General features: G+C 70.8%; 19 protein-coding genes and 1 pseudogene. 12 read left to right on the top strand and 8 right to left on the bottom strand.

The window, feature by feature from the left end; genetic code table 11:
* The first annotated feature begins 78 nt into the window (after positions 1-78).
* Both ACWD3I_RS08400 and ACWD3I_RS08395 read left to right on the top strand, forming a co-directional pair.
* Positions 79-594 carry a hypothetical protein gene (locus tag ACWD3I_RS08400; RefSeq protein WP_365394623.1) on the top strand — a complete coding sequence of 172 codons (516 nt, stop codon included), beginning with the start codon at positions 79-81 and terminating at the stop codon, positions 592-594.
* 88 nt (positions 595-682) lie between these two features.
* Positions 683-3,115 (top strand): PA14 domain-containing protein, encoded by a 2,433-nt coding sequence (locus ACWD3I_RS08395; protein ID WP_365394624.1) that lies wholly within the window; start codon positions 683-685, stop codon positions 3,113-3,115.
* 64 nt (positions 3,116-3,179) lie between these two features.
* Here ACWD3I_RS08395 and ACWD3I_RS08390 read toward each other — a convergent pair whose 3' ends face one another.
* The 5 genes from ACWD3I_RS08390 to ACWD3I_RS08370 all read right to left on the bottom strand — a co-directional run bounded on the left by ACWD3I_RS08390 (position 3,180) and on the right by ACWD3I_RS08370 (position 8,428).
* Entirely contained in the window at positions 3,180-3,626 is a 447-nt protein-coding gene (locus ACWD3I_RS08390) for a heat shock protein transcriptional repressor HspR (RefSeq protein ID WP_266889660.1), read from the bottom strand.
* A 5-nt stretch (positions 3,627-3,631) separates the two neighbouring features.
* The gene (gene dnaJ, locus ACWD3I_RS08385; protein ID WP_365394625.1) at positions 3,632-4,816 is read right to left on the bottom strand and encodes a molecular chaperone DnaJ; all 1,185 of its coding nucleotides are present in this window, start codon (positions 4,814-4,816) and stop codon (positions 3,632-3,634) included.
* Between the two features lie 42 nt (positions 4,817-4,858).
* Positions 4,859-5,506: a nucleotide exchange factor GrpE gene (gene grpE, locus ACWD3I_RS08380; protein ID WP_266889665.1), complete on the bottom strand. Its 648-nt coding sequence runs from the start codon at positions 5,504-5,506 to the stop codon at positions 4,859-4,861.
* The gene (dnaK, locus tag ACWD3I_RS08375; protein WP_365394626.1) at positions 5,503-7,347 is read right to left on the bottom strand and encodes a molecular chaperone DnaK; all 1,845 of its coding nucleotides are present in this window, start codon (positions 7,345-7,347) and stop codon (positions 5,503-5,505) included. The genes grpE and dnaK overlap by 4 nt, the downstream gene beginning before the upstream one ends.
* A gap of 94 nt (positions 7,348-7,441) precedes the next feature.
* Positions 7,442-8,428: an MraY family glycosyltransferase gene (locus tag ACWD3I_RS08370; RefSeq protein ID WP_365394627.1), complete on the bottom strand. Its 987-nt coding sequence runs from the start codon at positions 8,426-8,428 to the stop codon at positions 7,442-7,444.
* Positions 8,429-8,635: 207 nt separating this feature from the next.
* Between ACWD3I_RS08370 and ACWD3I_RS08365 the strand changes: the two genes are divergently transcribed.
* From ACWD3I_RS08365 to ACWD3I_RS08355, 3 genes are all read left to right on the top strand, one after another.
* Positions 8,636-10,903, top strand: coding sequence for a (Fe-S)-binding protein (locus tag ACWD3I_RS08365; protein WP_365394628.1), 2,268 nt, complete (start codon positions 8,636-8,638; stop codon positions 10,901-10,903).
* A gap of 198 nt (positions 10,904-11,101) precedes the next feature.
* Positions 11,102-11,485: a DoxX family protein gene (locus ACWD3I_RS08360; RefSeq protein WP_365394629.1), complete on the top strand. Its 384-nt coding sequence runs from the start codon at positions 11,102-11,104 to the stop codon at positions 11,483-11,485.
* Positions 11,486-11,528: 43 nt separating this feature from the next.
* The gene (locus ACWD3I_RS08355; protein WP_365394630.1) at positions 11,529-12,458 is read left to right on the top strand and encodes an RNA polymerase sigma-70 factor; all 930 of its coding nucleotides are present in this window, start codon (positions 11,529-11,531) and stop codon (positions 12,456-12,458) included.
* Positions 12,459-12,746: 288 nt separating this feature from the next.
* Here the strand turns inward: ACWD3I_RS08355 and ACWD3I_RS08350 are convergent, their stop codons facing one another.
* Positions 12,747-13,160 (bottom strand): GNAT family N-acetyltransferase, encoded by a 414-nt coding sequence (locus ACWD3I_RS08350; protein ID WP_451084053.1) that lies wholly within the window; start codon positions 13,158-13,160, stop codon positions 12,747-12,749.
* A gap of 90 nt (positions 13,161-13,250) precedes the next feature.
* A pseudogene (locus ACWD3I_RS08345) lies at positions 13,251-13,892 on the bottom strand (M15 family metallopeptidase); the annotation flags it as partial.
* A 155-nt stretch (positions 13,893-14,047) separates the two neighbouring features.
* On the opposite strand from ACWD3I_RS08345, the gene ACWD3I_RS08340 reads away from it, so the two are divergent.
* The 7 genes from ACWD3I_RS08340 to ACWD3I_RS08310 all read left to right on the top strand — a co-directional run bounded on the left by ACWD3I_RS08340 (position 14,048) and on the right by ACWD3I_RS08310 (position 23,865).
* Positions 14,048-15,331, top strand: a complete 1,284-nt coding sequence (locus ACWD3I_RS08340) for an FG-GAP repeat domain-containing protein (protein WP_365394725.1) — start codon at positions 14,048-14,050, stop codon at positions 15,329-15,331.
* Between the two features lie 190 nt (positions 15,332-15,521).
* Positions 15,522-17,006, top strand: a complete 1,485-nt coding sequence (locus ACWD3I_RS08335) for an integrin alpha (RefSeq protein ID WP_365394631.1) — start codon at positions 15,522-15,524, stop codon at positions 17,004-17,006.
* Between the two features lie 146 nt (positions 17,007-17,152).
* Entirely contained in the window at positions 17,153-18,586 is a 1,434-nt protein-coding gene (locus ACWD3I_RS08330) for an FG-GAP repeat protein (protein ID WP_365394632.1), read from the top strand.
* Positions 18,587-18,603: 17 nt separating this feature from the next.
* Positions 18,604-19,959 carry an FG-GAP and VCBS repeat-containing protein gene (locus ACWD3I_RS08325; RefSeq protein WP_365394633.1) on the top strand — a complete coding sequence of 452 codons (1,356 nt, stop codon included), beginning with the start codon at positions 18,604-18,606 and terminating at the stop codon, positions 19,957-19,959.
* A 44-nt stretch (positions 19,960-20,003) separates the two neighbouring features.
* A complete protein-coding gene (locus tag ACWD3I_RS08320) occupies positions 20,004-21,455 on the top strand; it encodes an FG-GAP-like repeat-containing protein (protein WP_365394634.1) in 1,452 nt (483 codons plus the stop codon).
* A 3-nt stretch (positions 21,456-21,458) separates the two neighbouring features.
* Positions 21,459-22,871, top strand: a complete 1,413-nt coding sequence (locus ACWD3I_RS08315) for an FG-GAP-like repeat-containing protein (RefSeq protein ID WP_365394635.1) — start codon at positions 21,459-21,461, stop codon at positions 22,869-22,871.
* Positions 22,872-22,914: 43 nt separating this feature from the next.
* Positions 22,915-23,865: a Yip1 family protein gene (locus ACWD3I_RS08310; RefSeq protein WP_365394636.1), complete on the top strand. Its 951-nt coding sequence runs from the start codon at positions 22,915-22,917 to the stop codon at positions 23,863-23,865.
* A 254-nt stretch (positions 23,866-24,119) separates the two neighbouring features.
* Here ACWD3I_RS08310 and ACWD3I_RS08305 read toward each other — a convergent pair whose 3' ends face one another.
* Complete coding sequence (locus tag ACWD3I_RS08305; protein ID WP_365394638.1) at positions 24,120-24,449, bottom strand: hypothetical protein; 330 nt, start codon at positions 24,447-24,449, stop codon at positions 24,120-24,122.
* Positions 24,450-24,664 lie beyond the last annotated feature (215 nt).

Raw genomic sequence — 24,664 nt, 5'->3', positions numbered from 1 at the left:
CTGAGCGGAACCGAACCCCCGCCGGCGGGCGACTGGACAGTCAGAGCACCGAACTCCTGACGACTCCACGAGGACCGGATGACCATCAGCGAAAGCTCCGTCACGGACACCCTCTTCGGCCCGCTCACCGTCCGCCTGAACACCTGGCGGGGTGAAGTCGTCGTCGAGGGCGAGGCGATACCGCGGGTCGTGCTGAGCCGGGCGACCGGCACCAAGGCCGACGGGGACATCCCGATCGGCACCCGGGACGCCGGTCTGCTCATCCTCACCGTCGGCGGCGAGGCGGCCGCGCTGTCCCCCGGCCGGGGACGGCTGATCCGGCGTTCGTACCGGGTCGACGTCCGGCACGCGGGCCGGCACTGGCGGCTGGTGCCCCACTCCATGCCGGACAGCCGCCTCCTGCGCGACGGCCGGCGGCTGGGCGACTTCCACTCGAAGGGCGACGGCGAGGTGAAGGCCGCCGAGTGGCGGTCGGACGCCAAGCCGGACGCCATGGACGCGGCCGTCGGCTACGCGCTGGCCGCCGCGTTCGGCACGGGCGCGGAGTCGATGTGGTCGGCGGCCGCCGACCTGGTCTTCGACGCGATTCCCTGAAGTGGGCCGTACAACCAATCGGTGCCCTTGCCGGTCCTGATCCGACGACGGTGATCTCTCCCGTCGTCGGACAGGACCGAAGGACCGCATGAACCCAGCCAGACGTACGACCGCGGCCACCGCGACCGCCGTCGTACTCGCCACCGCGGGCACCCTGCTCACGCTCACGCCCGCCTCCGCCGCGACCACCTGCACCTCGCCGGTCTTCAAGCGGCAGTTCTTCGCGAACACGAGCTTCTCCGGCACCCCGAGGAAGACCGACTGCGACAGCGCCGTCGACCAGAGCTGGACCGGGTCTCCGGCTTCCGGCCTGCCGAGCGACAACTTCGGCGTCCGCTGGTCGGTGACCCGGGACTTCGGCTCCGGCGGCCCCTTCGCCCTCGCCGCCTCCGGGCTGGACGGCATACGGGTCTACGTCGACGGCGTCCGCAAGATCGACCTGTGGAAGAACGTCTCGTCGACCGTCTCCAGGACCGTCAACGTGACCATCCCCTCCGGCAAGCACACCCTCCGCGTCGACCACGTCAACTGGACCGGCTCCGCCAAGGTCAAGTTCGGCTACACGCCCCGCACCTCCGCCACCGTCGACAAGGTCAAGCCCCTCACCCCGGCCGGGATCTCCGTCTCGTACGACAAGAGCGGCAACAAGGCCAAGGCCGGCTGGGCGAAGAACAAGGAGATGGACCTCTCCGGGTACAAGGTCTACCGGCGGCTCAAGGGCGCCTCCTTCGGCAGCAAGGCGCTCGCCACGACCACCTCCACCTCGTACACGGACACCCCTCCGCCCACCGGTGCCACCTACTACTACGAGGTCCGCGCCTACGACAGGGCGGGCAACGTCTCGACCGGCACCGCCGACCAGGCGGTCACGAGCGTGGACACCACCCCGCCCGCAGCGCCGTTCGTCGAGATGGACGCGTGCCCGGTGGACCAGCCCTACGCGGCCCCGGAGTTGGTCACGACCGCGGAGAACGCGGCCGACATCGCGCTGTACGAGATGCAGCGGCTGAACTCCGCCACCAACACCTGGGCCACCGTGTACACCGGCACCAAGGGCGCGATCTGCGACACCGGTCACGCCGCCGACGGCAGCAAGGTCACCTACCGGGGCCGGGCCCGGGACGCCGTCGGGAACTGGTCCGCGTACTCGCCCGCCGCCACCTTCACCACCTCGGACCTGACACCGCCGGCGACCGCGGCCGACGCGCGCGTCGAGTACCGGTCGGGCGTTCCGCACATGCTGTGGTCGGCCGTCGACGGAGCCGCCTCGTACCAGGTCCTCCAGTACGACCCGACGACCGGCGGCTGGCTCGACGCGCTGCCCGGCGCCACGGGCAACACCCCGACCACCACCACGGCAACCGACGCCGTGCCGCGCCAGCTGCTCGCGGTCGCCGACAGCTACCGGTACGCGGTGCGCTCGGTGGACGCGAAGGGCAATGCGGCCGCCCCGGTGGAGGTCACGCTGACGATGGCGGACCGGCCCGGGGCGATCGCGCCGTTCCGCACCACCGCGAGCAGGTTCGACGAGGGGGTGATGATCGAGTGGAGCAGCGCCGACCCGTGGACCTTCGGCGAGGACGAGCCGCTGCTCACCTACCGGATCACCCGCACCGACAAGGCGACCGGCGAGAGCAGCGTGGTGAGCGCCTGCAAGCCCAACAGCTCGCAGGACCTGCCGCTGGCGGACCCGGAGACCTACTGGACCTGGAACACCGGCGACGCCCCCGACTACGCCGGTGCCCGGCAGATCAACGGCGTCTGCTGGGACGTCTCCGGTGCCTCCGAGACGACGTACGACTACACGGTCGTGACGATCGACCCGTACGGTCATGAGTCGCAGCCCGGCCCCGCCGCCACCGGGACCACGCCGGACACCGAGCGCCCTGCCCCGGTGCAGAACCTGGCCGCCGAGCAGATCCCGCTCGGTGTACGCCTGACCTGGACACCGCCGGCCGACGACGACGTCACGGGCTACAAGGTGTGGCAGGGCGTCACGGACCCGGAGACCGGCGAGACCGTCTGGGACCAGAACTGCTGGACGGGCGACTCCCTGGCCGAGACCGAGATCCTCTGCCCGACGGTCCCCGACGGCGCCGCGCACACCTACAAGGTGGCCGCCACGGACGGCTCCCCCCTGATCGACTGGTACGCCGGCCCCGAGGCCTTCCACCCCGCCGAGCTCTCCGTCACCCTGCCCGACACCCGGCCGCCGGGCTGGACGGGGACCGAGATCCGTGAGGACCAGTACCCGGAGCTGTACGTCGGCTGCTCCGAGAGCTCCGGCCTCGGCGACTGCGACCGGTTCGCGAGCTACCGCGTGGAGCGCTGGGACCCGGCCTCGGCCGCCTATGTCACCCTCGCCGAGGGCACGATGTACGACGCCGTGTTCCACATGGACAAGACGGTCCACGAGGACACGCTGGATCTGTACTACTACCGCGTCGTCCGCCTGGACGCCGCCGGCGCGGAGGCCGCGTCCACGCCGATGGCGTACGGCATCTGGGACTCCTGGCTCTGAGCCCGCACATGTGAAGGGGCCCGGAGGTTCGTCCTCCGGGCCCCTTCACGTGCACTTGGGTACCTCAGTCCTGCCGCCCCTTGGGACGCCACACCACCAACGCGCTGGTCTGCTGCACTTCCTGATACGGCACCAGGTCACGGCGGTACGACGCATGCACCGCCGCCTCCCGCTGCTGCATCGCCGCGGCGGCGCCGTCGAGGGCGGCCTCCATTTCGGCGACGCGGGACTGCAGCGCGGCGACCTGGTTCTCCAGCTCGATGATGCGCTTGATGCCGGCGAGGTTGATGCCCTCGTCCTGCGACAACGCCTGCACCGCGCGGAGCAGTTCGATGTCACGGGCCGAGTAGCGGCGGCCCCGGCCGGCGGTGCGGTCCGGGGAGACCAGGCCCAGGCGGTCGTACTGGCGCAGGGTCTGCGGATGCAGGCCCGAGAGCTGGGCCGCCACCGAGATGACGTAGACCGGGGTCTCCTCGGTCAGTTCATACGGGTTGCGTCGACGGCCGTCCATCTCGATCAAGCTCCCTTCGCGGCCTGGAACAGCTCCGCCCGCGGGTCCTCGCCCGCGGTCGCCTCGCGATACGCCTCGAGTGCGTCACGAGCCTTCCCCGTCAGGTCCGTCGGGACACTCACCTCGACGGTGACCAGGAGGTCGCCACGGGTGCCGTCCTTGCGGACCGCGCCCTTGCCCCGGGCGCGCATGGTGCGGCCGTTGGGCGTGCCCGGCGGCAGCTTCAGCGTGACGGCGGGGCCGCCCAGGGTCGGGACCCTGACCTCGCCGCCGAGAGCCGCCTCGGTGAATGTGACCGGGACCGTGACCGTGAGGTTGTCGTCCTTGCGGCCGAAGACCGGGTGCGTGTCGACGTGCACGGTGACGTACAGGTCGCCGGCCGGGCCGCCGCGCTCGCCCGGTGCGCCCTTGCCGCGCAGCCGGATCCGCTGACTGTCCGTCACCCCGGCGGGGATGCGGACCTGCATGGTCCGGGAGGACTTGGCGCGGCCGCTGCCCTTGCACTCCAGGCAGGGGTGCTCGGCCATCAGCCCGCGGCCCTTGCAGTCCGGGCAGGGGTCGGTGAGGGAGAAGCCGCCGCCGGAGCCCCGCGCCACCTGGCCGGTGCCGACGCAGGTCGGGCACACGCGCGGTGTGCCGTTCTTGTCGCCGGTGCCGGAGCAGGCCTTGCACGGGGACTGCGAGGACATCCGCAGCGGCACCGTGGCACCCTCGATGGCCTCGGTGAAGCTCAGGGTGACCTCGGTGTCGATGTCCTGGCCACGTCGGGGCTGGGTACGGGTCGTGCCCGTACCGCCCCGGTTGAACAGGCCGCCGAAGACGTCGCCGATCCCGCCGCCGAAGCCGCCGGAACCCCCGGCGCCACCGCCCTGCGCGCCGCCTCCGAAGAGATCGCCCAGGTCGAAGTTGAAGGAGCCGCCGCCCGCGCCCGGCCCCGGGCGGAAGCCGCCGTTGCCGAAGAGGGCGCGGGCCTCGTCGTACTCCTTGCGCTTCTTGGGGTCACCGAGGACGTCGTTCGCCTCGGAGATCTCCTTGAAGCGCTCCTCGGCCTTGACGTTGCCCTTGTTGGCGTCCGGGTGGAACTCGCGGGCGAGCTTCCGGTACGCCTTCTTGATCTCGGCCTCGGTGGCGTCCTTGGGGACGCCGAGGACCTTGTAGAAGTCCTTCTCGATGAAGTCCTTGGTGCTCATCCTCGACGCGCCCCCTTCCTGGTGTCCCGCTCAGTGGTGACCTCAGCCCTCCTCAGGGCCGTTGTCCTTGTCGTCGTCGGCCGTGGAGTCCTCCTCGGCCTTGACCGTCTGCGCGCCCGGCTGCGGTTCGGCGACGGCCACCCGCGCGGGGCGGATGGTGCGCTCGCCGATGCGATACCCGGGCTGCAGGATCGCCACGCACGTCGTCTCGGTGACGTCCGGCGCGTAGCTGTGCATCAGGGCCTCGTGGATGGTCGGGTCGAAGGGCTCGCCCTCCTTGCCGAACTGCTGCAGACCCATCTTCGCCGCGACGGTCTCCAGCGACTCCCCGACGGACTTGAATCCGCCGACGAACTCGCCGTGGTCCCGCGCGCGGCCGATGTCGTCGAGCACGGGCAGGAGTTCGGTCAGGAGGTTCGCGACGGCGATCTCCTTGACCGTGATCCGGTCCCGCTCCACGCGGCGGCGGTAGTTCTGGAACTCGGCCTGGAGCCGCTGGAGGTCCGCGGTGCGCTCTTCGAGCGCCTTGCGGGCCTGGTCCAGCTGGGCCGTCAGACCGGCGATCTGTGCTGTTGCGTCCCCGGCCGGGGCCGCCCCCTCCTGGGGGGCGGCCTTCGGCTCGGCGTCGTCGGGGGTCGCGCCGGAGGGGACGTCGGGCTTCTCCTCGAAGCCCGGGGTCTCCTCGGTCACGCGGCACCGTCCTTGCGCTCGTCGTCCACGATCTCGGCGTCCACGACGTCGTCGTCGGCCTTGGGAGCCTCGGCACCGGCGTCGGCGCCGCCCGCGGCCTGCGCGGCCTGGGCGTCGGCGTACATGGCCTGGCCGACCTTCTGCGAGACCGCCGCGACCTTCTCGGTGGCGGTGCGGATCTCGGCGGTGTCCTCGCCCTTGAGCGCGGCCTTCAGCTCCTCGACGGCGGCCTCGACCTCGGTCTTGACCTCGCCGGGGACCTTGTCCTCGTTGTCCTTGAGGAACTTCTCCGTCTGGTAGACGAGCTGCTCGCCCTGGTTGCGGGACTCGGCGGCCTCGCGGCGGGCGTGGTCCTCCTCCGCGTACTTCTCGGCCTCTTCGCGCATCCGGTTGACCTCGTCCTTCGGCAGCGAGGAGCCACCGGTGACGGTCATCTTCTGCTCCTTGCCCGTGCCCAGGTCCTTCGCGGTCACGTGCATGATGCCGTTGGCGTCGATGTCGAAGGCGACCTCGATCTGCGGGACACCGCGCGGGGCCGGCGGCAGACCGGTCAGCTCGAACATCCCGAGCTTCTTGTTGTACGCCGCGATCTCGCGCTCGCCCTGGTAGACCTGGATCTGCACGGACGGCTGGTTGTCCTCGGCCGTCGTGAAGATCTCGGACCGCTTGGTCGGGATCGTCGTGTTCCGCTCGATGAGCTTGGTCATGATGCCGCCCTTGGTCTCGATACCCAGGGACAGCGGGGTCACGTCGAGGAGCAGGACGTCCTTGACCTCACCCTTGAGGACACCGGCCTGCAGGGCGGCGCCGATGGCGACGACCTCGTCCGGGTTGACGCCCTTGTTGGCGTCCTTGCCGCCGGTCAGCTCGCGCACGAGCTCGGCGACGGCGGGCATACGGGTGGAGCCACCGACGAGGACGACGTGGTCGATCTCGTTGATGGAGACGCCGGCGTCCTTCATGACGTTGAAGAACGGGGTCTTGCAGCGCTCCAGGAGGTCCGCGGTCAGCTGCTGGAACTGAGCCCGGGTGAGCTTCTCGTCCAGGTGCAGCGGGCCCTCGGCGGAGGCGGTGATGTAGGGCAGGTTGATCGAGGTCTCGGTGGAGCTCGACAGCTCGATCTTGGCCTTCTCGGCGGCCTCGCGGAGGCGCTGGAGGGCCATCTTGTCCTTGGCGAGGTCCACACCGTGGCCGGCCTTGAACTGCTGCACCAGGTAGTCGACGACGCGCTGGTCCCAGTCGTCACCACCGAGGTGGTTGTCGCCGTTGGTGGCCTTCACCTCGACGACGCCGTCGCCGATCTCCAGGAGGGACACGTCGAAGGTGCCGCCACCGAGGTCGAAGACGAGGATCGTCTGGTCGTCCTTGTCGAGGCCGTACGCGAGCGCGGCCGCGGTGGGCTCGTTGACGATACGAAGGACGTTGAGACCGGCGATCTCGCCGGCTTCCTTCGTCGCCTGACGCTCGGAGTCGTTGAAGTACGCCGGGACGGTGATGACCGCGTCGGTCACCTTCTCGCCCAGGTAGGACTCGGCGTCGCGCTTCAGCTTCTGCAGGATGAACGCGGACATCTGCTGCGGGTTGAAGGGCTTCCCGTCGAGCTCGACCTTCCAGTCCGTGCCCATGTGGCGCTTGACGGAGCGGATGGTCCGGTCCACGTTCGTGACCGCCTGGCGCTTGGCGACCTCGCCGACCAGCACCTCACCGTTCTTCGCGAAGGCGACGACGGACGGCGTGGTCCTGGCACCCTCGGCGTTGGTGATGACGGTGGGCTCGCCGCCCTCCAGAACGCTGACGACCGAGTTCGTCGTGCCCAGGTCGATGCCGACCGCACGTGCCATGGTGATTTCCTCCAGCTGACTTGAGTGGAACGGACTCAAGTGTGCATGACGTCCGCCGCCCGGTCAACAGACCTGAGTCAGGGGGGCTCAACTCTTATCCGTTCCTTACACGCAACTGAGCCCTGACCTGCGCGGACGGCTTCGCACGGAGGAGTGCGAGTACGACGATCAGGGCGCCCCCGACCACCCAGAGGACCCCCGACTCCGCGAGCCACCCGAGGTGCACGAGGACCCCGACGAGTACCCCGCAGAAGGCTCCCGCACCGAGGACGACGATCACTCCCTGCGGGGTGAGCCCGAGCCGCCTGAGCCGGTGGGCGAGGTGGCCGGTGCCGGTGCGGGTGCCGCGGCGGGTCAGGGCGACAAGGAGTCCCTCGGCGGCGATCAGGGCCGTCAGTGCGAACAGCACCGCCGCGCTGGAGCCGAACCCGTAGCCGGCCCGGGTCACCACCGCCGCCGAGGCGAGCACGAACCCGGCGAACAGCGACCCGCACGAACCGAGCCCCACGCGCGCGGGCGGCCAGTTGTGCATGAGGAACCCGGTCAGCGCGGCGGCCAGCACGCTCAGCAGTACCGCGAGCCCGTCCATCACCTCGACCGCGGCACAGGCGCCGACCCCGAAGGCGGTGACGACCCCGACGGCCCCCGCGAGACCGTCGGCATGGTCCAGAGCCCGGAAACCGACGGTGACGAGGACGATCCAGCAGACGGCGAGAAGCCCTCCGGCGACACCGGTCTCCCCGTACGGCACGACACAGGCCGCCGCCACCGCCGTACCGGCGACCAGCGCCCGCGCCTTGACCCGCCGTACGTCCGCGAACAGCCCCAGCCCGGCGACCACGGCCCCGGCGACGAGCAGCTCGCCGACGCCGGAGCCGAGGGGCGCCACGCCGGTCCGGTCACCCACGACCGCCACCAGGCAGGTCGCGAGCACCACCGCCACACCCCCGAACAGCGGCACCTTGCGGTGCTGCCACCGCCGGTCGACGACCCCGAGCCGCAGGGCGGCCGTGCGGAGCAGTGCGGTGAGGACGGTGGCGAGGAGGAGGGCGGTCGTGGCGGCTGCGATCCCGTAGAGCACAGGTCTAAATTAGGGGCGAATGTATCAATTTGGTACGAATAACACGGTCAGTTCTTAAGGCAACCCTCAGCGACATAGATCACCGCACGGCTGGCTACAGTGCGGGAGACGATGCGGGTACTCTCGTAGAACTGCATAAGTTACCGCTTAGTAATCTCGCTCCACCCCGCTCGAAAGAACCCCATCGCAGGCCCGAGGAGCCCCGACATGCAACTCGCCGCGATCATCGTGTCGCTGGTCCTGACTGTGGTCGGCGCGGCACTGTTCGCACGCGTCATCGCGCAGTTCGTCCGGTTTTTCATGCTCGGCCAGCCTCTGCCCGCCGGCACCCGGATCGACAACCCCTACCAGCGCAGTGTGACGTTGGTGAAGGAGTTCCTCGGCCACACGCGGATGAACCGCTGGGGGATCGTGGGCTTCGCCCACTGGTTCGTGGCGATGGGCTTCCTGACGCTGATCCCGATCCTGGGCCAGGCCCTGGGCCAGCTCTTCCAGGCCGACTTCGTCCTCCCGGTCATCGGCGGCTGGCTGCCCTGGGAGATGTACGTCGAGTTCATCACCGTGATGACCGGCCTCGGCATCGCCGTGCTGATCGCGATCCGCCTGCTGAACCTGCCCTCGCGCCCCGGCCGCAAGTCCCGCTTCACGGGCTCCAAGGCCTGGCAGGCGTACTTCGTCGAGTACGTCATCCTCACCATCGGCATCGTGATCTACGTGCTGCGCGGTCTTGAGGGCGCGATGCACCACGTGGACCACTACGAGGCCGCGTTCTTCGCCTCGTACCCGCTGGTCGCCGCGTTCCGGTCGCTCGACGTCTCCACGCTGCAGACGCTGGTCTACCTGTTCGCCGGCATCAAGGTCAGCGTCTCGTTCATCTGGATGATCGTCGTCTCGCTGAACGCCAACATGAGCGTCGCCTGGCACCGGTTCCTCGCGTTCCCGAACATCTGGTTCAAGCGCAACGCGGACGGCTCCACCGCGCTCGGCGGCCTCCAGCCGATGACCTCCGGCGGCAAGCCGATCGACTTCACCGACCCGGGCGAGGACGACGTCTTCGGCGTCTCCCAGGTCGAGCAGTTCTCCTGGAAGGGCCTCCTCGACTTCTCGACCTGCACCGAGTGCGGTCGCTGCCAGTCGCAGTGCCCGGCCTGGAACACCGGCAAGCCGCTCTCCCCGAAGCTGCTGATCATGTCGCTGCGGGACCACTCGCACGCCAAGGCGCCCTACCTGCTGGCGGGCGGCGGCAAGACGATGGAGGGCGAGGAGAAGGCGTCCGAGGAGCAGCTGGCCGGTGTGCCCGCCGCGGCTCTGGCGGAGGCCGAGCGCCCGCTGATCGGCACCGCCGAGGAGAACGGCGTGATCGACCCGGACGTCCTGTGGTCCTGCACCACCTGCGGCGCCTGTGTCGAGCAGTGCCCCGTCGACATCGAGCACGTCGACCACATCGTCGACATGCGCCGCTACCAGGTGATGATCGAGTCCGCGTTCCCGTCCGAGGCGGGCACGATGCTCAAGAACCTGGAGAAGAAGGGCAACCCCTGGGGCCTGGCGAAGAAGCAGCGCCTGGAGTGGCTCAAGGAACTCGACTTCGAGGTGCCGGTCGTCGGCAAGGACATCGAGGACCTCTCCGAGGTCGAGTACCTGTACTGGGTCGGTTGCGCGGGCTCCCTGGAGGACCGTGCCAAGAAGACCACCAAGGCCTTCGCGGAACTGCTCCACATCGCGGGCGTCAAGTTCGCGATCATGGGCGGCGACGAGAAGTGCACCGGTGACTCGGCCCGCCGCCTCGGCAACGAGCCGTTGTTCCAGGAACTCGGCATGGAGAACGTGGCCGCGCTGAACATGGCGTTCGGCGAGGACGACGAGGACCCGGAGACGAAGAAGCCGCGGTCGGCGAAGAAGATCGTCGCCACCTGCCCGCACTGCCTCAACACCATCGGCAACGAGTACCCGCAGCTCGGCGGCGACTACGAGACCATCCACCACACCCAGCTGCTCCAGCACCTCATCGACGAGGGCAAGCTGCTGCCGGTCACCCCGGTCGACGGACTCATCACCTACCACGACCCCTGCTACCTGGGCCGTCACAACAAGATCTACACGCCCCCGCGCGAGATCATGTCGGCCGTCCCGGGCCTGCGCCAGCAGGAGATGCACCGCCACAAGGAGCGCGGCTTCTGCTGCGGTGCCGGTGGTGCGCGGATGTGGATGGAGGAGCGGATCGGCAAGCGCATCAACAACGAGCGCGTCGACGAAGCTCTCTCCCTGAACCCCGACATCGTCTCCACGGCCTGCCCGTTCTGCCTCGTCATGCTGACCGACTCGGTCAACGGCAAGAAGAACGAGGGCAAGGCCAAGGAGTCCGTCACGGTCGTCGACGTGGCCCAGCTCCTGCTGGAGTCCGTGAAGACCCCGGTGGACCCGCAGGACGCGACGGAGACGGAGCCCGCCCCGGAACCGGAGCCGGTGAAGTAGCCCGCACCGCACTCCGACGCCCCCCGCACCCACCTGGGTGCGGGGGGCGTCGCGGTTCAACGGCGACGGGCAGATCTCTCCCACCGCCGTTCACAAGGCTCCGGATCCGGTCCACGTGCTCGGCGATGTCACTGGCGAGGCCGCCGTCTTGTCGTAAGGGGTGACGACGACCTCGCTCAAGGACTCAAGGAGTGGACGATGAACCTCGCCCTGTGGATCGGTGCCGCGCTGCTCGCCGCGGTCGCCCTGGCCGGTGGCGCCACCAAGGCCTTCGTGCCCCGGGAGAAGCTGGCCGCGGCCGCCGGCGGGGCCTGGACGGCACAGGTGAGCGTCGGTTTCCTCAAAAGTCTCGGTGTCCTCGAACTGCTGGCCGCCGTCGGCCTGATCCTGCCCGCCGTGGTCGACGTCGCGCCGGCCCTGGTGCCGGTGACCGCCGTCTGCTGGATCCTGCTGATGGTCGGTGCGATGGTCACCCACGGCCGGCTCGGCGAGGCGAAGTTCGTGGTGCTGAACTCGGTCTATCTCGTGCTCGCGGTGTTCATCGCGTGGGGCCGGTTCGGCCCCGAGTCGTTCGTCGGCTGACAAGGCGGGAGAATCAGGAGCACCGTCGGCCAAGGAGAGCGGCATGAGCAGGACCAGGACCAGGACCAGGACCGAGGAGTTCCAGGAACTGCGGCCGCTGCTCTTCTCGATCGCCTACCGGATCCTGGGCAGCGTCACCGAGGCCGAGGACGCCGTCCAGGAGACCTGGCTGCGCTACGAGGCCTCGCCGACCGAGCCCCGCTCGGTCAAGGCCTATCTCTCGGCCGCGGTGACCCGGGTCTCGATCAACGTGCTCCGTTCGGCCCGCGTCCGGCGCGAGGCCTATGTCGGGCCGTGGTTCCCGGAGCCGCTGCTCGCCGACCCCTACCAGGACCCGGAGCGGTCGGCGGAGCTGGCGGACTCGGTGTCGACGGCGACCCTTTTGCTGCTGGAGCGGCTCAGTCCGCTGGAGCGGGCGGTGTTCGTGCTGCGGGAGGTGTTCGACTTCGGCTTTCCCGAGGTCGCGTCGGCGGTGGGGCGCTCGGAGGCGGCGTGCCGCCAGCTGGTGGTGCGGGCGCGGCGCCACATGGCCGAGGGCCGGCCCCGGTTCGAGGCGAGCCCCAAGGAGCGGACGGAACTGGCGTCGCGGTTCTTCCAGGCGCTGCGCGAGGGCGATGTGGACGGCCTCCAGGAACTGCTCGCCGCCGAGGTGACGCTGGTCGGCGACGGCGGCGGCAAGGCCCCGCAGCTGGCCAGGGCCGTCGTCGGCGCGCGGAACGTGGCCCGGCTGCTGGCCGACGTCTTCCCCCGGATGGCCCGGGCCGCGGTGACGTTCGCGCCGCTCGAGGTCAACGGCGAGCCGGGGGCGGTCTTCCGGGACCGGGACGGCAGGGTGCTCCACACCATGGTCCTCGACGTCCACGACGGGCGGATCCGGACGATCCGCAACGTCATCAACCCCGACAAACTCCGGCACCTGGGCCCGGTGGCGGACGCCTGGTCGGTCCACCGCGAGGTGCGGGACACCCCGTGACACCCGCCCCTCGACAGATGGCCCGATCCGGCTGACCCGTCCGGGTGACCCGCGGCGGTACCCCACCGCCGACACCCGCTTCCACCCGGTCCTCGCCCCGGCCACCGCTACGGCGTCGGCCCCAGCCCCGACTCCGCCTCCCCGGACGGCCGGCGCTGGTTCGCCGACACGGCTGGCGGACGGCTGTGGCCGGCAGGCCGCCCCCCACCTGGACCAGCGCTGCGACGACGTCGTCACGACGCCCTGACCGCCGTAGCGGACCCCCGGGCACCTCAGCGCTCCCCGGCACTACATCGGCAACGACCGCAGCCGCGCGGGCCCCTGCGGCCACACCGCGCCCTCCGCCAGCGGCGTCCACATCGTCCGCAGCGGATGGTCGATCACCCCGCCAGGCTGCTCGACGCGCATCCCGCCCGGCAGCACCCGCCATCCCAGCTTCTCGTAGAGCGCCACCCGGTCCGGCAGACAGAACAGCAGCCCGAACTCCGCCCCGGTCCCCCGGGCGTGTGCGACGGCCGTGTCCACGACCAGCCGGGCCAGGCCGTGTCCGCGCATGCCGGGTGCGACGACCACACCACCGAGCCCGGCCACCCGCAGCCGCCGCTCCCCCACCTCGACGTCCGCCTCCACCAGCCCGGCGTGCGCGACCAGCCGGCCCTCGCTGCGGACCCCGAAGTGCACGTCCTTGTCCCGGGCCGTCACCCCGTACGCGGCGACCTCGAAGGGGTCCTCGACAGCGCCGGTGATCTCGTCGAGGTCGGCCCCGGTGTACCGCGCGAGCCGTACGACGGGGAGTTCCTGAGGGCCGTGGAGCGCCTGTCCGGCTCCGGTGGCGAGCGCCCAGTAGCGGTCTCCGTAGGACCAGTGCCACCACTCGGTGGGGTAGTTGACCAGGCCCGCCGCGGTCAGGGCGGTGCCGAGCAGCCGACGGTTCGCGCGCGCCTCTGCGCCGATGCCGGGGGCGTCCGTGAAGCAGGCGCCGTCGCTCTCCTCCGGACTGGCGTTGACCCGGGTCCCCATGTCGAGTTCGTGTCCGTCGGCGTCCACGAGGGTGAGGTCGACCGCCGCGCCGGCACTGTGCGGGGCGATCTCCGGCGGGGAGACGTACCGACTGGTGGCGTCCCGCAGCTCCGCCTCCGTACGGTCCGGGTTGGCGGAGCGCAGGGTGCGGGCGTAGTTCTCGAAGTAGCGGCGCTGAAGGGCGGGCGGCCGGTACCCCTCGACGAACAGCAGCCGGAGGCCCTGCGGCAGCATCTCCTGGGCCCTCAACAGCCGGGCCAGGACGCCCTCCCGCAGGTGTGCGAAGGCCCCTCGCACGTCCTCCTTGCGCGGGTCGACGACGAGGAACTCCCGTACGTCGACGAAGGGTTCACCGCTGTCGGCCACGGGGACCGCCGCGACCCGGGGATCTGACATCAGCACGATCTCGGTCATGCGTCGATCATGGCTCGCGGCACCTGTGCGGCCCGCACCCGGGCCCTCGACCGCAAACCCCGGCCGAACTCCCCCTTAACCCCGGGCTCGAACGCGTGCATCATTGCCGGGGTTCGTTGTCGATGATGCTGACGAGGTGTGCGGTGCGCGTGCGAATGGCCGGGGCGGGTACGGCGGTGCTCTGCGGCGCCCTCCTGCTCGTCTCCTGCGGACCCACCCAGCACGCCGAGAGCGCCGACCACAGCACGCCGCCCGTGCGCGCCGCGAACGCTCCCGCGAAGCTGCCCGTCCCGCGCGGCAAGGGCAGCGAGGTCGCCGACGACTTCAACGGCGACGGCCACCGGGACCTCGTACTCGACGACCTGGTCAAAGCGCAGGTGCACGCGGACGACGCGGGCATCGGGATCGTGTACGGGAGCGCGCGCGGGCTGACGCCGGGAGCGAGACAGTTGCTGAGTCCGGCGAAGCAGGCCGTCGCCACCAAGGGGCAGCTGCCCGCCGTGTTCGAGGCGGAGGCCACCTGTGACCTCGACGGGGACGGCTTCACGGACCTCGTCGTGTCGACCGATCCGCCCTACGACGGCCAGGGTCAGCCGCCGGTCCCGCTCCAGGTCCTCTTCGGCTCCCCGTCAGGACTGACCGGCAAGGCGGTCAAGCTCGTCGTCCCGGCACGCGCCCGGGCCGGCAACGACTGGCCGGACCAGCCGGTGTGCGGGGACTTCGACGGGGACGACGCCCAGGACCTCGTCCTGCACGCCTCGGGCTCCCGACTCACCTACCTGCGGGGCCCGTTCACCAAGAAGGGCGCCCCGAAGGCGGCCACCGCCCCCGTCCCCGCCCCCGGCGAGTTCCCCACGGGCCCGGCCACGGACGTGAACCGCGACGGATACGACGACCTGGTCGTCCGTACGGCGGACGGCACCGCCACCTCCGCCCTCGTCCTCGGCGGCCCCACCGGGCCGACCCGCACCGGCACCCTCCTGCCGGCCGGCATCGACGTCGCCCTCGGCCGCTTCGGCAAGGGCAAGGCCCTGGACGCGGCGATCGGCGCGATGGGCGGCACCGCCCTGCGCTACGACCTGCCCACCGCCGGCCGCGCCACCCTCTCCTCCCCCGGCTCCATGCTCGACGCGGCCGACTTCGACGGCGACGGGCTGAGCGAACTGGTCTCCAGCGGGTCGCGGATCAAGGTGTTCCGAGGCCGTACGGCCGGACTGTCGGCGTCGGGCATGGTCACCGTCGAGCCGGGCGCCGTGGGCACCGCCCGGGTCCTCGCCGTGGGCGACTTCGACGGGGACGGGCGGGCGGACCTCGCGGTGCGGACGTACCAGGGCGAGACCAAGGACACCGTCGCGGTCTTCCCCGGGGCGAAGAAGGGGCTCGTGAGCACCGAGCCGACGGTCACCTTCTCCACCTCGGAGTTCCTGGCAGCCGACTGAGAAGCCCCAGCGGTCACGGGGGGCACAAGAATTTACCGAACACACGTACAACCCTTACGTACCGACAGAGGTCTCCTGTGCGCCGACCGACCTGTGTGGCCGAGGAGTACTCCCGGCGAACACGGTCGGTCCGCCCCCATCGACTGTGGACGCCCCGCCAGGCGTCCCCGCATGCCGCAGGAGAACCCGCATGCACCAGCACCATCTGCGACTCGCCCTCGCGACGGCCACCGCTGCCGCGCTGACGGGCGGTCTGCTCACCTTCTCGGCCGCGACGGCGACGGCCGCGGACTCGACGGTCGTGCCGAAGGCCGACTTCAACGGTGACGGCATCGGCGACGTGGCCTTCTCGGCCGCCGGTGCGTACGTGAACGGCAAGCAGGGCGCCGGGCAGCTCGTCGTCCTGTACGGCACCGGCACCGGGGTGTCGTCCGCGAAGCGCTCCGTGATCAGCCAGAACACCGCGGGCGTGCCCGGCACCGCCGAGACGAACGACTTCTTCGGCGCGGAGACCGCCTACGGCGACTTCAACGACGACGGCTACGACGACATCGCCGTCTCCGCCCCCTGGGAGGACGTCGGCAGCGACACCGACGGCGGCGGTCTGGCCGTGCTGTGGGGCTCCACGAAGGGCATCACCGGCACCGGCGTGACCATCGCCGACCCGGCCCCCTCCTCGCACGACACCTGGGGCAAGAACCTCGCCGCGGGCGACTACGACGGCGACGGCACGGACGACCTCGCGGTGGGCAACACCTCCAGCACGATCTACGTCTACAAGGGCGGCATCAGCGCTTCCGGCACCGCGGTCGGCGGCCGCTCCACCATCAAGCCCCCGATCCAGTCCGGCGGCAACGCCCGCGGCCCGCTCAACCTCACCGCGGGCGACGTCAACGGCGACGGCCGCACCGACCTGGTGGTCGACGGCTTCGAGACCGAGACCGACTACGGCTGGAACACCAACTACCTGGTCCCCGGCACCGCGAGCGGCCTGTCCGTCGCGTCCGCGCAGACCCTCAAGCCCGGTGCCATCACCGCGATCGGTGACATCAACGCCGACGGCTTCGGCGACATCGTCTCCGGCATGTACTGGAACAGGACCACCGACGACGGCAGCGTCACCTACCCGGGCGGCGCCGACGGCGGCAAGGTCTGGATCACCTACGGCTCCGCGAGCGGCGCCGGCTCGGTCACCGGCATCACCCAGAACACCGGCAACGTCCCCGGTACCTCCGAGAAGAACGACTGGTTCGGCTACGAGCTGGACCTCGGCGACATCAACGGCGACGGCTTCCAGGACCTCGTGGTCGGCGTAGCCGGCGAGAACATCGGCAGCGCCACCGACACCGGCATGGTCACCGTCCTGTACGGCTCGGCCTCCGGTCTGAACACCTCCTCCGGCGCCCAGTCCTTCGCCCAGTCCACCGCGGGCGTGCCCGGCGAGGACGAGAAGAACGACGCGCTCGGCGCCGACGTCAAGCTCGACGACGTCACCGGTGACGGCCGCGCCGACCTGATCGCGGGCTCCTACGAGAACGACGGCAACGGCGCGGTCCTCTACCTGCCCTCCAACGGCACGAAGATCACCACGACCGGCTCCCGCACGGTCTCCCCGAGCACGTCGGGCGTCTCGACGACGGGCAGCCCTGCCTTCAGCGCCAACTTCGCCGACTGACCGGCTGAGCGGCTGAGCGGCTGAGCGGCTGAGCGGCTGAGCGGCTGAACCACTCTGTCACTCGGCCACTCTGCCACCGGGCCGGTCTGCGGCCCGGTGGCCCGGCGCCGTACACCCTCGACGTACCCCCGAAACGGAAGAACCCCATGCGACTTCTGCGCATCGCCACCGCGGTGGCACTCACCGGCGGCCTGCTCACCCTCGCGGCCCCGGCCTCGACGGCGGCCACGACGGCGGCCACGACGAAGCAGTACACCGCGGACTTCAACGGCGACGGCTACGGCGACGTCGCGTTCGCCGCGCCGTACGCGAAGGTCGGCGGCAAGGGCATGGCCGGCTACGTCGCCGTCCTGTACGGCACCAAGAACGGCCTCGACCCGGCCAAGCGCACCGTCCTCAGCCAGAACACCACGGGCGTGCCCGGCACCGCCGAGGCCGAGGACAGCTTCGGCGAGGCCCTCGCGATCGCCGACCTGAACAAGGACGGCTACACCGACCTCGCCGTCGGCGCACCCGGCGAGGACGTCGGCACCGACGTCGACGGCGGCTCCGTCACCGTGCTGTGGGGCTCCGCGAGCGGCGTCAAGGGCGGCACCGCGGTCAAGGACCCGGCGGTCTCCTCCCACGACAACTGGGGCCGGCTCCTCACCACCGGCGACTTCGACGGCGACGCCAAGGCCGACCTCGCCGTCGGCACGGGCGGCACCAAGTCGTATGTGATCCGCGGCGGCTTCACCAAGTCCGGCACCACCGGCACGGTGAAGAAGATCGGCCTGCCGGAGACCGCGTACTCCGTCGACGCCATGAAGGCAGGCGACACCGACGGCGACAAGAAGTCCGACCTGGTCCTCACCTACCGCACCCACAACACCTCGCACGCCTCCGGCAGTTGGTCCAGGGGCGTCGCCTACCTCGGCGCCGCCGCCGGCCCCGACACCACCTCGCCGCGCCCCCTGAACGGCGGCACGTCGATCGCGCTCGGCGACATCGACGGCGACGGCTACGACGAGATCGCCCTCGGCAACGTCTTCACCGAGGAGGACGACCAGTCCGGCAGCCGCGGCGGCAAGGTCGTCGTCATCCGCGGCTCGGCCGGCGGGCCCGTCAACGGCGACGCCCCGCTGGCCGAACTCACCCAGGACACCGAGGGAGTCCCGGGCACGGAGAAGGCGGGCGACGGCTTCGGCGCCGCGGTCTCCATCGGCGACCACAACAACGACGGCTACGACGACCTCGCGATCGGCATCCCCTTCAAGGACACCACCCAGTCCGAGGACTCCGGCTCCTCCGTGGTGCTGCCCGGCCCGCGCCTGTCCGGCGGCCGTGTCCTCTCCCAGGACACCTACGACGTTCCCGGCGTCCCGGAGGACACCGACTACTTCGGCTCGGACGTCCTGCTCTCCGACGTCAACGGCGACGGCGATGCCGACTTCACGGCGGCCGCCGGCTTCGAGAACGAGGGCGTCGGCGCCGTCTGGGCGTTCCATGGCACGACCACCGCCGGCGTCCGTTCCTTCGGCCCCGGTTCCCTCGGCATGTCCAGCGGCTACGGCGCGTTCGGCACCGGCCTCATCGGCTGACCCACAGGAGCGAAACCATGCGCACAAGCACCGCGGCCGCCCTGACCGTCACCCTCGTGGCGACGGGCCTCACCCCGCTGTTCCTCGCCGCCCCCGCGTCGGCGGCGGTCGCCAAGCACTACGACGACTTCAACGGCGACGGCTACCGGGACGTGGCGTACAGCCACTACTACAAGAGCGTCTCCGGCACCGGCGGCTGGAAGGGCGGCGCCGTCAAGGTCGTCTACGGCGACGCGAGCGGCCTCGACACCTCGCACACCCAGGTCGTCCACCAGGGCAGCCCGGGCATCCCCGGCACCGGTGAGGCCGACGACAACTTCGGCGACTCACTCACCAGCGGCGACCTCAACAAGGACGGTTACGCGGACCTGATCGTCGGCAACCCCATGGAGACGGTGGGGAGTTCCGAGCACCGCGGCTCGGTCACGATCGTCTGGGGCGCGAAGACCGGCCTCTCCGGCGGAACCAACGTCACCCCGAAGTCCGGCGCCGGCAGCCGGTTCGGCCACGACCTCGCCACCGGCGACTTCAACGGCGACGGTTCGCCCGACCTGGCGGTCATCGGCGGCGACGAGGCCTGGCTGTACCGGGGCTCCTTCACCAAGTCCGGGTCCACGGGCACCGTCAGCAGGATCGACAAGTCGGGCCAGGGCTGGAGCTCGTACCGTCTGGAGGCCGGCAAGGTCAACGGCGACGGCCGGACCGACCTGGTGGTCATCGGCGAGCAGGTCACCGACGGCGCCGCCAAGCACCGCATCTGGTTCCTCAAGGGCGCCGCCTCCGGTCTGGCCTCGGGCGCGTCCAAGACGTACACCAGCGCTCCCTGGACCCTGGCGATCGGCGACTTCGACAAGAACGGCTACGGCGACATCGCCGTCGGTCTGCCCGCCAACAACAACGAGAAGGGCGCGGTCAGCGTCTGGCGCGGCACGTCCTCGGGCCCCAGCGGCTCGATGACGTACAACCAGGCCAGCTCCGGCGTCTCCGGCACCCCCGAGGAGTTCGACAACTTCGGCTCCGCCCTCGCGGCCGGTGACACCGACGGCGACGGTTACGCGGACCTCGCGGTCGGCGTCCCGAACGAGAACGTCGCCGGCAACGACTACCAGGGCGGCGTCCACCTCTTCCGCGGCGGCTCCGACGGCCTGACCGGCACCCGCTCCACCTGGATCCCCCAGACGATCACGGGCCCGGCCACCGCGGGCGTCTTCTTCGGCTTCGACCTGCGCCTGCGCGACCTGACCCGAGACGGCAGGGCCGACCTGACGGTGGGCCTGACGGACGACGCGCTCGTCCTGCGCGGCACGGCCACGGTACCGACGGCGACCGGCGCCGAGCACCTGCCGGAGTTCGGCAGCGGCCTCCTCGACTGAGCCGGCCCTCCCCCACCTCACGCACCTGTCACAGGAGAACCCCGATGCGCCACCTCAGAACCACCCTCGCGACCGCCGCCGCGGCCACCCTCACCGGCGGTCTGCTCACCCTCTCGGCCGCGACGACCGCGACCGCCGCCCCCTCCGGCCTGACCGGCGACTTCAACGGCGACGGCTACCGCGATGTCGCGATCGCCGCCCCCATCGCCAAGATCTCCGGCAAGACCGGCGCGGGCTACGTCGCCGTCGTCTACGGCACCAAGAGCGGCCTCGACACCAGCAAGCGCCAGATCATCAGCCAGGCCACGGACGGCATCCCCGGTACCCCGGAGGCCGGCGACTACTTCGGCGACCGTCTCACCACGGGCGACATGGACGGCGACGGCTACACGGACATCGTGGTCGGCGTGCACGGCGAGAAGATCGGCTCCACCGACTCCTACGGCGCGCTGACCGTGCTGTGGGGCGGCGCGACCGGCATCAAGTCCGGCACCGACATCTCCTCCCCGCTGCCGGAGTACCGCAACGAGCTGGGCTGGTCCCTCGCGGCCGGCGACTTCGACGGCGACGGCCACACCGACCTGGCCGCCGGCAACAACTCCACGCCGTCCCTGAACATCTTCCGCGGCCCCGTCTCCCGTACCGGCAAGGCCGCTTCGCTCGTCGGCGTCGACACGGTCGACCAGACCACGATCTACCCCGACGGCCTCATCGCGGGCGAGGTCAACGCCGACGGCCGCACCGACCTGCTGGTCATGGGCCAGGAGGAGACCAGCACCGGCGACTACCGCACCCGCAGCGTCCTCTACACGGGCAACGCCACCACCACCCTCAAGGTCGGCAAGAAGCTCGCGGGCGGCTACGCCGGCGTCATCGCCGACGTGAACAAGGACGGCTACGGCGACATCGTCACCGGCAACTTCATGGAGAAGTCGACGTCCGAGCCGAACGGCGGCCTCGGCGGCGCGGTGACGGTGACCTACGGCGCGTCCACGGGCCTGTCCACCCGCACGCCGGTGAAGTTCACCCAGGACTCGGCGAGCGTCCCCGGCACGGCCGAGAAGTTCGACTTCTTCGGCTGGAGCCTGTCGGCCGGCGACGTCAACGGCGACGGCTACGCCGACATCGCGATCGGCTCCGAGCAGGAGACCATCGGCTCGGCGAAGCACGCGGGCACGGTCACGATCCTGCGCGGCTCGGCCTCCGGCCTGACCGGCACCGGCTCGAAGTCCTACTCCCAGAACACGGCGAACGTCGCCGGCACTGCGGAGTCCTACGACCACTTCGGCTACGCGGTCCACCTCACGGACATCGACAACAACGGCCGCACGGAACTGGTGACCTCGGCCTCCGGCGAGAACAGCAGCGACGGCGCCGTCTGGTTCCTCAAGTCCACCACCTCCGGCATCACCGCCACCGGTTCGAAGTCCTTCAGCGGCCCGACCCTGGGCGGCCCCTCCGGCGACGCGTACTTCGGCGACGTCCTGGAAGGCTGACCGATGCGCATCCGTACGACGGCGCTCGCGGCCCTGCTGGCCGCGGGCCTCGTCCCGCTGACCCTGGCCGCCCCGGCCGCGGCGGCCCCCTCGGGCCTGCCCGGCGACTTCAACGGCGACGGCTACCGCGACCTTGCCGTCTCGGCCTCGCTCGCCACCGTCGGCTCCGCCCGGAGCGCCGGCGCCGTGGTCGTCACCCACGGCTCGTCCACCGGGCCGAAGGTCGCCGACTCCAAGGTGATATCGCAGAATTCGGCCGGCGTCCCCGGCACCTCGGAGAGCGACGACGGCTTCGGTGCGGCCACGGCCACCGGCGACTTCAACAGCGACGGCTACGCGGACCTCGCCGTCGGCACCCCGTACGAGGGCACCACCGCCGGCGCGCTCTCCGGCTCCGTCACCGTCCTGTGGGGCTCCAAGTCCGGCCTGTCCGGCGGCACCGCGCTCGCCGCCCCCACCGCGGACAAGCCCAAGTACTTCGGCCGGCACCTCGCCGCGGGCGACTTCGACGGCGACGGCCGCGACGACCTGGCCGTGGGCGCGGGCAACTACAACGGCGTCTCCCTCTACCTCGGCGGCACCGGCAAGGGCAGCACCCTGGCCGGCCGCACCGGCTTCGCACCGGGCGGCCGCAATGCGCTGGGCCTCGACAGCCTCACCGCCGGCGACATCAACGGCGACGGCACGGACGACCTGGTGATCGGCGGCGGCAGCCTGGGCTCGGTCGCCCGCCAGGCGGTGTACCTGTCGCCGGGCGGCTCCGCCAGGACGTTCGCCGGGGAGGCCGGCCCGGGCCACGCCACCGCGGTCGGCGACATCGACGGCGACGGCTTCGACGACATCGTCAGCGGCGACTACGGGGACGGCACGGTCGGCGGCAGCGTCACCGTGACGTACGGCTCCACGAAGGGACCCGACACCTCCCGCGCGGCCGTCACCATCAGCCAGGACACGGCGGGCGTGCCCGGCACGGGCGAGACGGGCGACTGGTTCGGCTGGTCGGTGGCGCTCGGCGACATCAACGGCGACGGCCGCGCCGACCTCGCGGTCGGGGCCCGCCACGAGGGGATCGGCAGTCGGTCGGACGCCGGTTCGGTCACGATCATCCCGGCCGATACGAAGGGCCTGTCCCCCGGCACGTCGTACAGCTACCAGCAGGACACGGCCGGCGTCCCCGGCGCGTCCGAGCGGGACGACCAGTTCGGCACCGCCGTCCGGCTGACCGACACCAACCGTGACGGCAAGGCCGATCTGGCCGTCGGCGCGCCTGGTGAGAACGCTCACGACGGCGCCCTGTGGTTCCTCAAGGGCACCTCGACCCGGCTGACGACGAAGGGCGTGGTCAGCTTCGGTGCGGGCGCCATCGGCCTGGGCGCACACCCCCAGCCGGAGCTCGGTACTCCGCTCACAGACTGACCCTCACGACGTGTCAGGGACAGCCATGACAACCCCTTAGGGGATGTCACAGCTCGGCAGCAAAGCCGGGCCCGAACCCTCGGGCCCGGCACGCGGCTCTCCGGGACCAGGTACGTTCGAAGGCGTGGCTGGATTCAGGATCGGACGCGGCCGGGACAACGGCGCTCCTCACACGCGACCGCAACAACCTCCGTACGGGCAGCAGGCCCCGCAGGGACCGCCGTACGGCGGCTACCCCGCGCCGCCTTCGCACCCGCACCCGGGGCAGCAGCAGTACGGCGGCCCCCAGGGCGGCGGCGGGTACGACGAGCCGGAGTACTTCGGCGACGGCGGCCACGACCCGTACGCGGCGAACAACCCGGGTCACACCCAGGCGTTCTCGGTCGGCGAGGACCCCTACAACCAGGGCGGCACGTACCGCGCGGGCTCGACCCCGCCGGCCGGCCCGGTGGGCCCCCGCCTGCATTGGAAGGACCTCCTGAGGGGCATCGTCACGGCCCCCAACCGGACCTTCCTCCAGATGCGCGACTACACGATGTGGGTCCCGGCCCTGATCGTGACGTTCCTCTACGGCCTGCTCGCCGTCTTCGGCTTCGACGGCGCCCGCGAGGACGCCATAAACGCCACCCTCTCCAACGCGGTCCCGATCGTCCTGACGACGGCGGTCGCGATGGTCCTGTCCTCCTTCGTCCTGGGCGTGGTGACCCACACCCTGGCCCGCCAACTCGGCGGCGACGGCGCCTGGCAGCCCACGGTCGGCCTCTCCATGCTGATCATGTCCCTGACGGACGCCCCCCGCCTGGTCCTCGCCATGTTCTTCGGCGGCGACGCCACCTTCGTCCAGGGCGTCGGCTGGGCGACCTGGGTGGCAGCGGGCGCCCTCCTGACCCTGATGGTCTCCAAGTCCCACGACCTCCCCTGGCCCAAGGCCCTGGGCGCAGCGTCGATCCAACTGATCGCTCTGCTCTCGATCGTGAAGCTGGGCACCTTCTGAACGACGGTCCTCCGAGCACGCCGAAAAGGGGCTCTCCACGACGGGGAGCCCCTTTTCCGTTCGAGTGAGATCATCCGAGATCGTTCTCGGTTTCCACAGCCTGTGTCTCGTCAAGCCTGTCGAGGACGACGACTGGTACATGGGCAGCCTGTACGACGACGGCAGCATCGGCTGTTGGACCGCCTACGGCGCCCTGTACGAGGCTCTACGTGGCCTCCAGCAGATAGAGCCACCACTTCGCGCCGCTGGCTTGCTCAGGGCGAGGGCGTGAAGCCGGTTGAGAGGTTCAGGTGGAACGGGGAGCCCGGAGCCGTGGGGGTCCAGCCCTCACCAAGAGCAAGCTGGATGGTCTGGGCAACGTCGGACGGCAGTACGGGCTTGGCGTCGCGCCCGAACCAGTTGCTCGCGTGCGGCTGGTCGGTGGTGACCACGAGCGTTGTCCCGGGGACGTCCGCGTGCTCGACCGCGAACGTGCACGGTGTCCAGGCAAGCGCCTGGAAGTAGGTCGGCCTGCGTCGCAACCGCCAGCGGTAGGCCGTACCGTCGACGACAATGCGTCGCGCTCCCTTGCGGCCCAGTGCCATGACTCCTCCTCGGCTCCGAGCATGCCAGCCAGTCCGGCCCGCCCGGGCATCTCAGTTTCCGTCTCGTTCAGCCCCGTTCAAGGCCGCTCATCGAGGACCGCGTCAAGTTCGCCTCACGGGCCAACCTCGTATGAAGCCAGGTGAACGCACCTGCACGCGGCCCAACACCCCACCGCCACAAGTTGGAAAGCGTGACACTGCGCCACAGCTCCGGG

This window comes from Streptomyces sp. NPDC002817, from assembly GCF_053592055.1.
The sequence above is the reverse complement of the archived record's forward strand: the minus strand, read 5'-3'. Positions and strand labels throughout refer to the sequence as shown.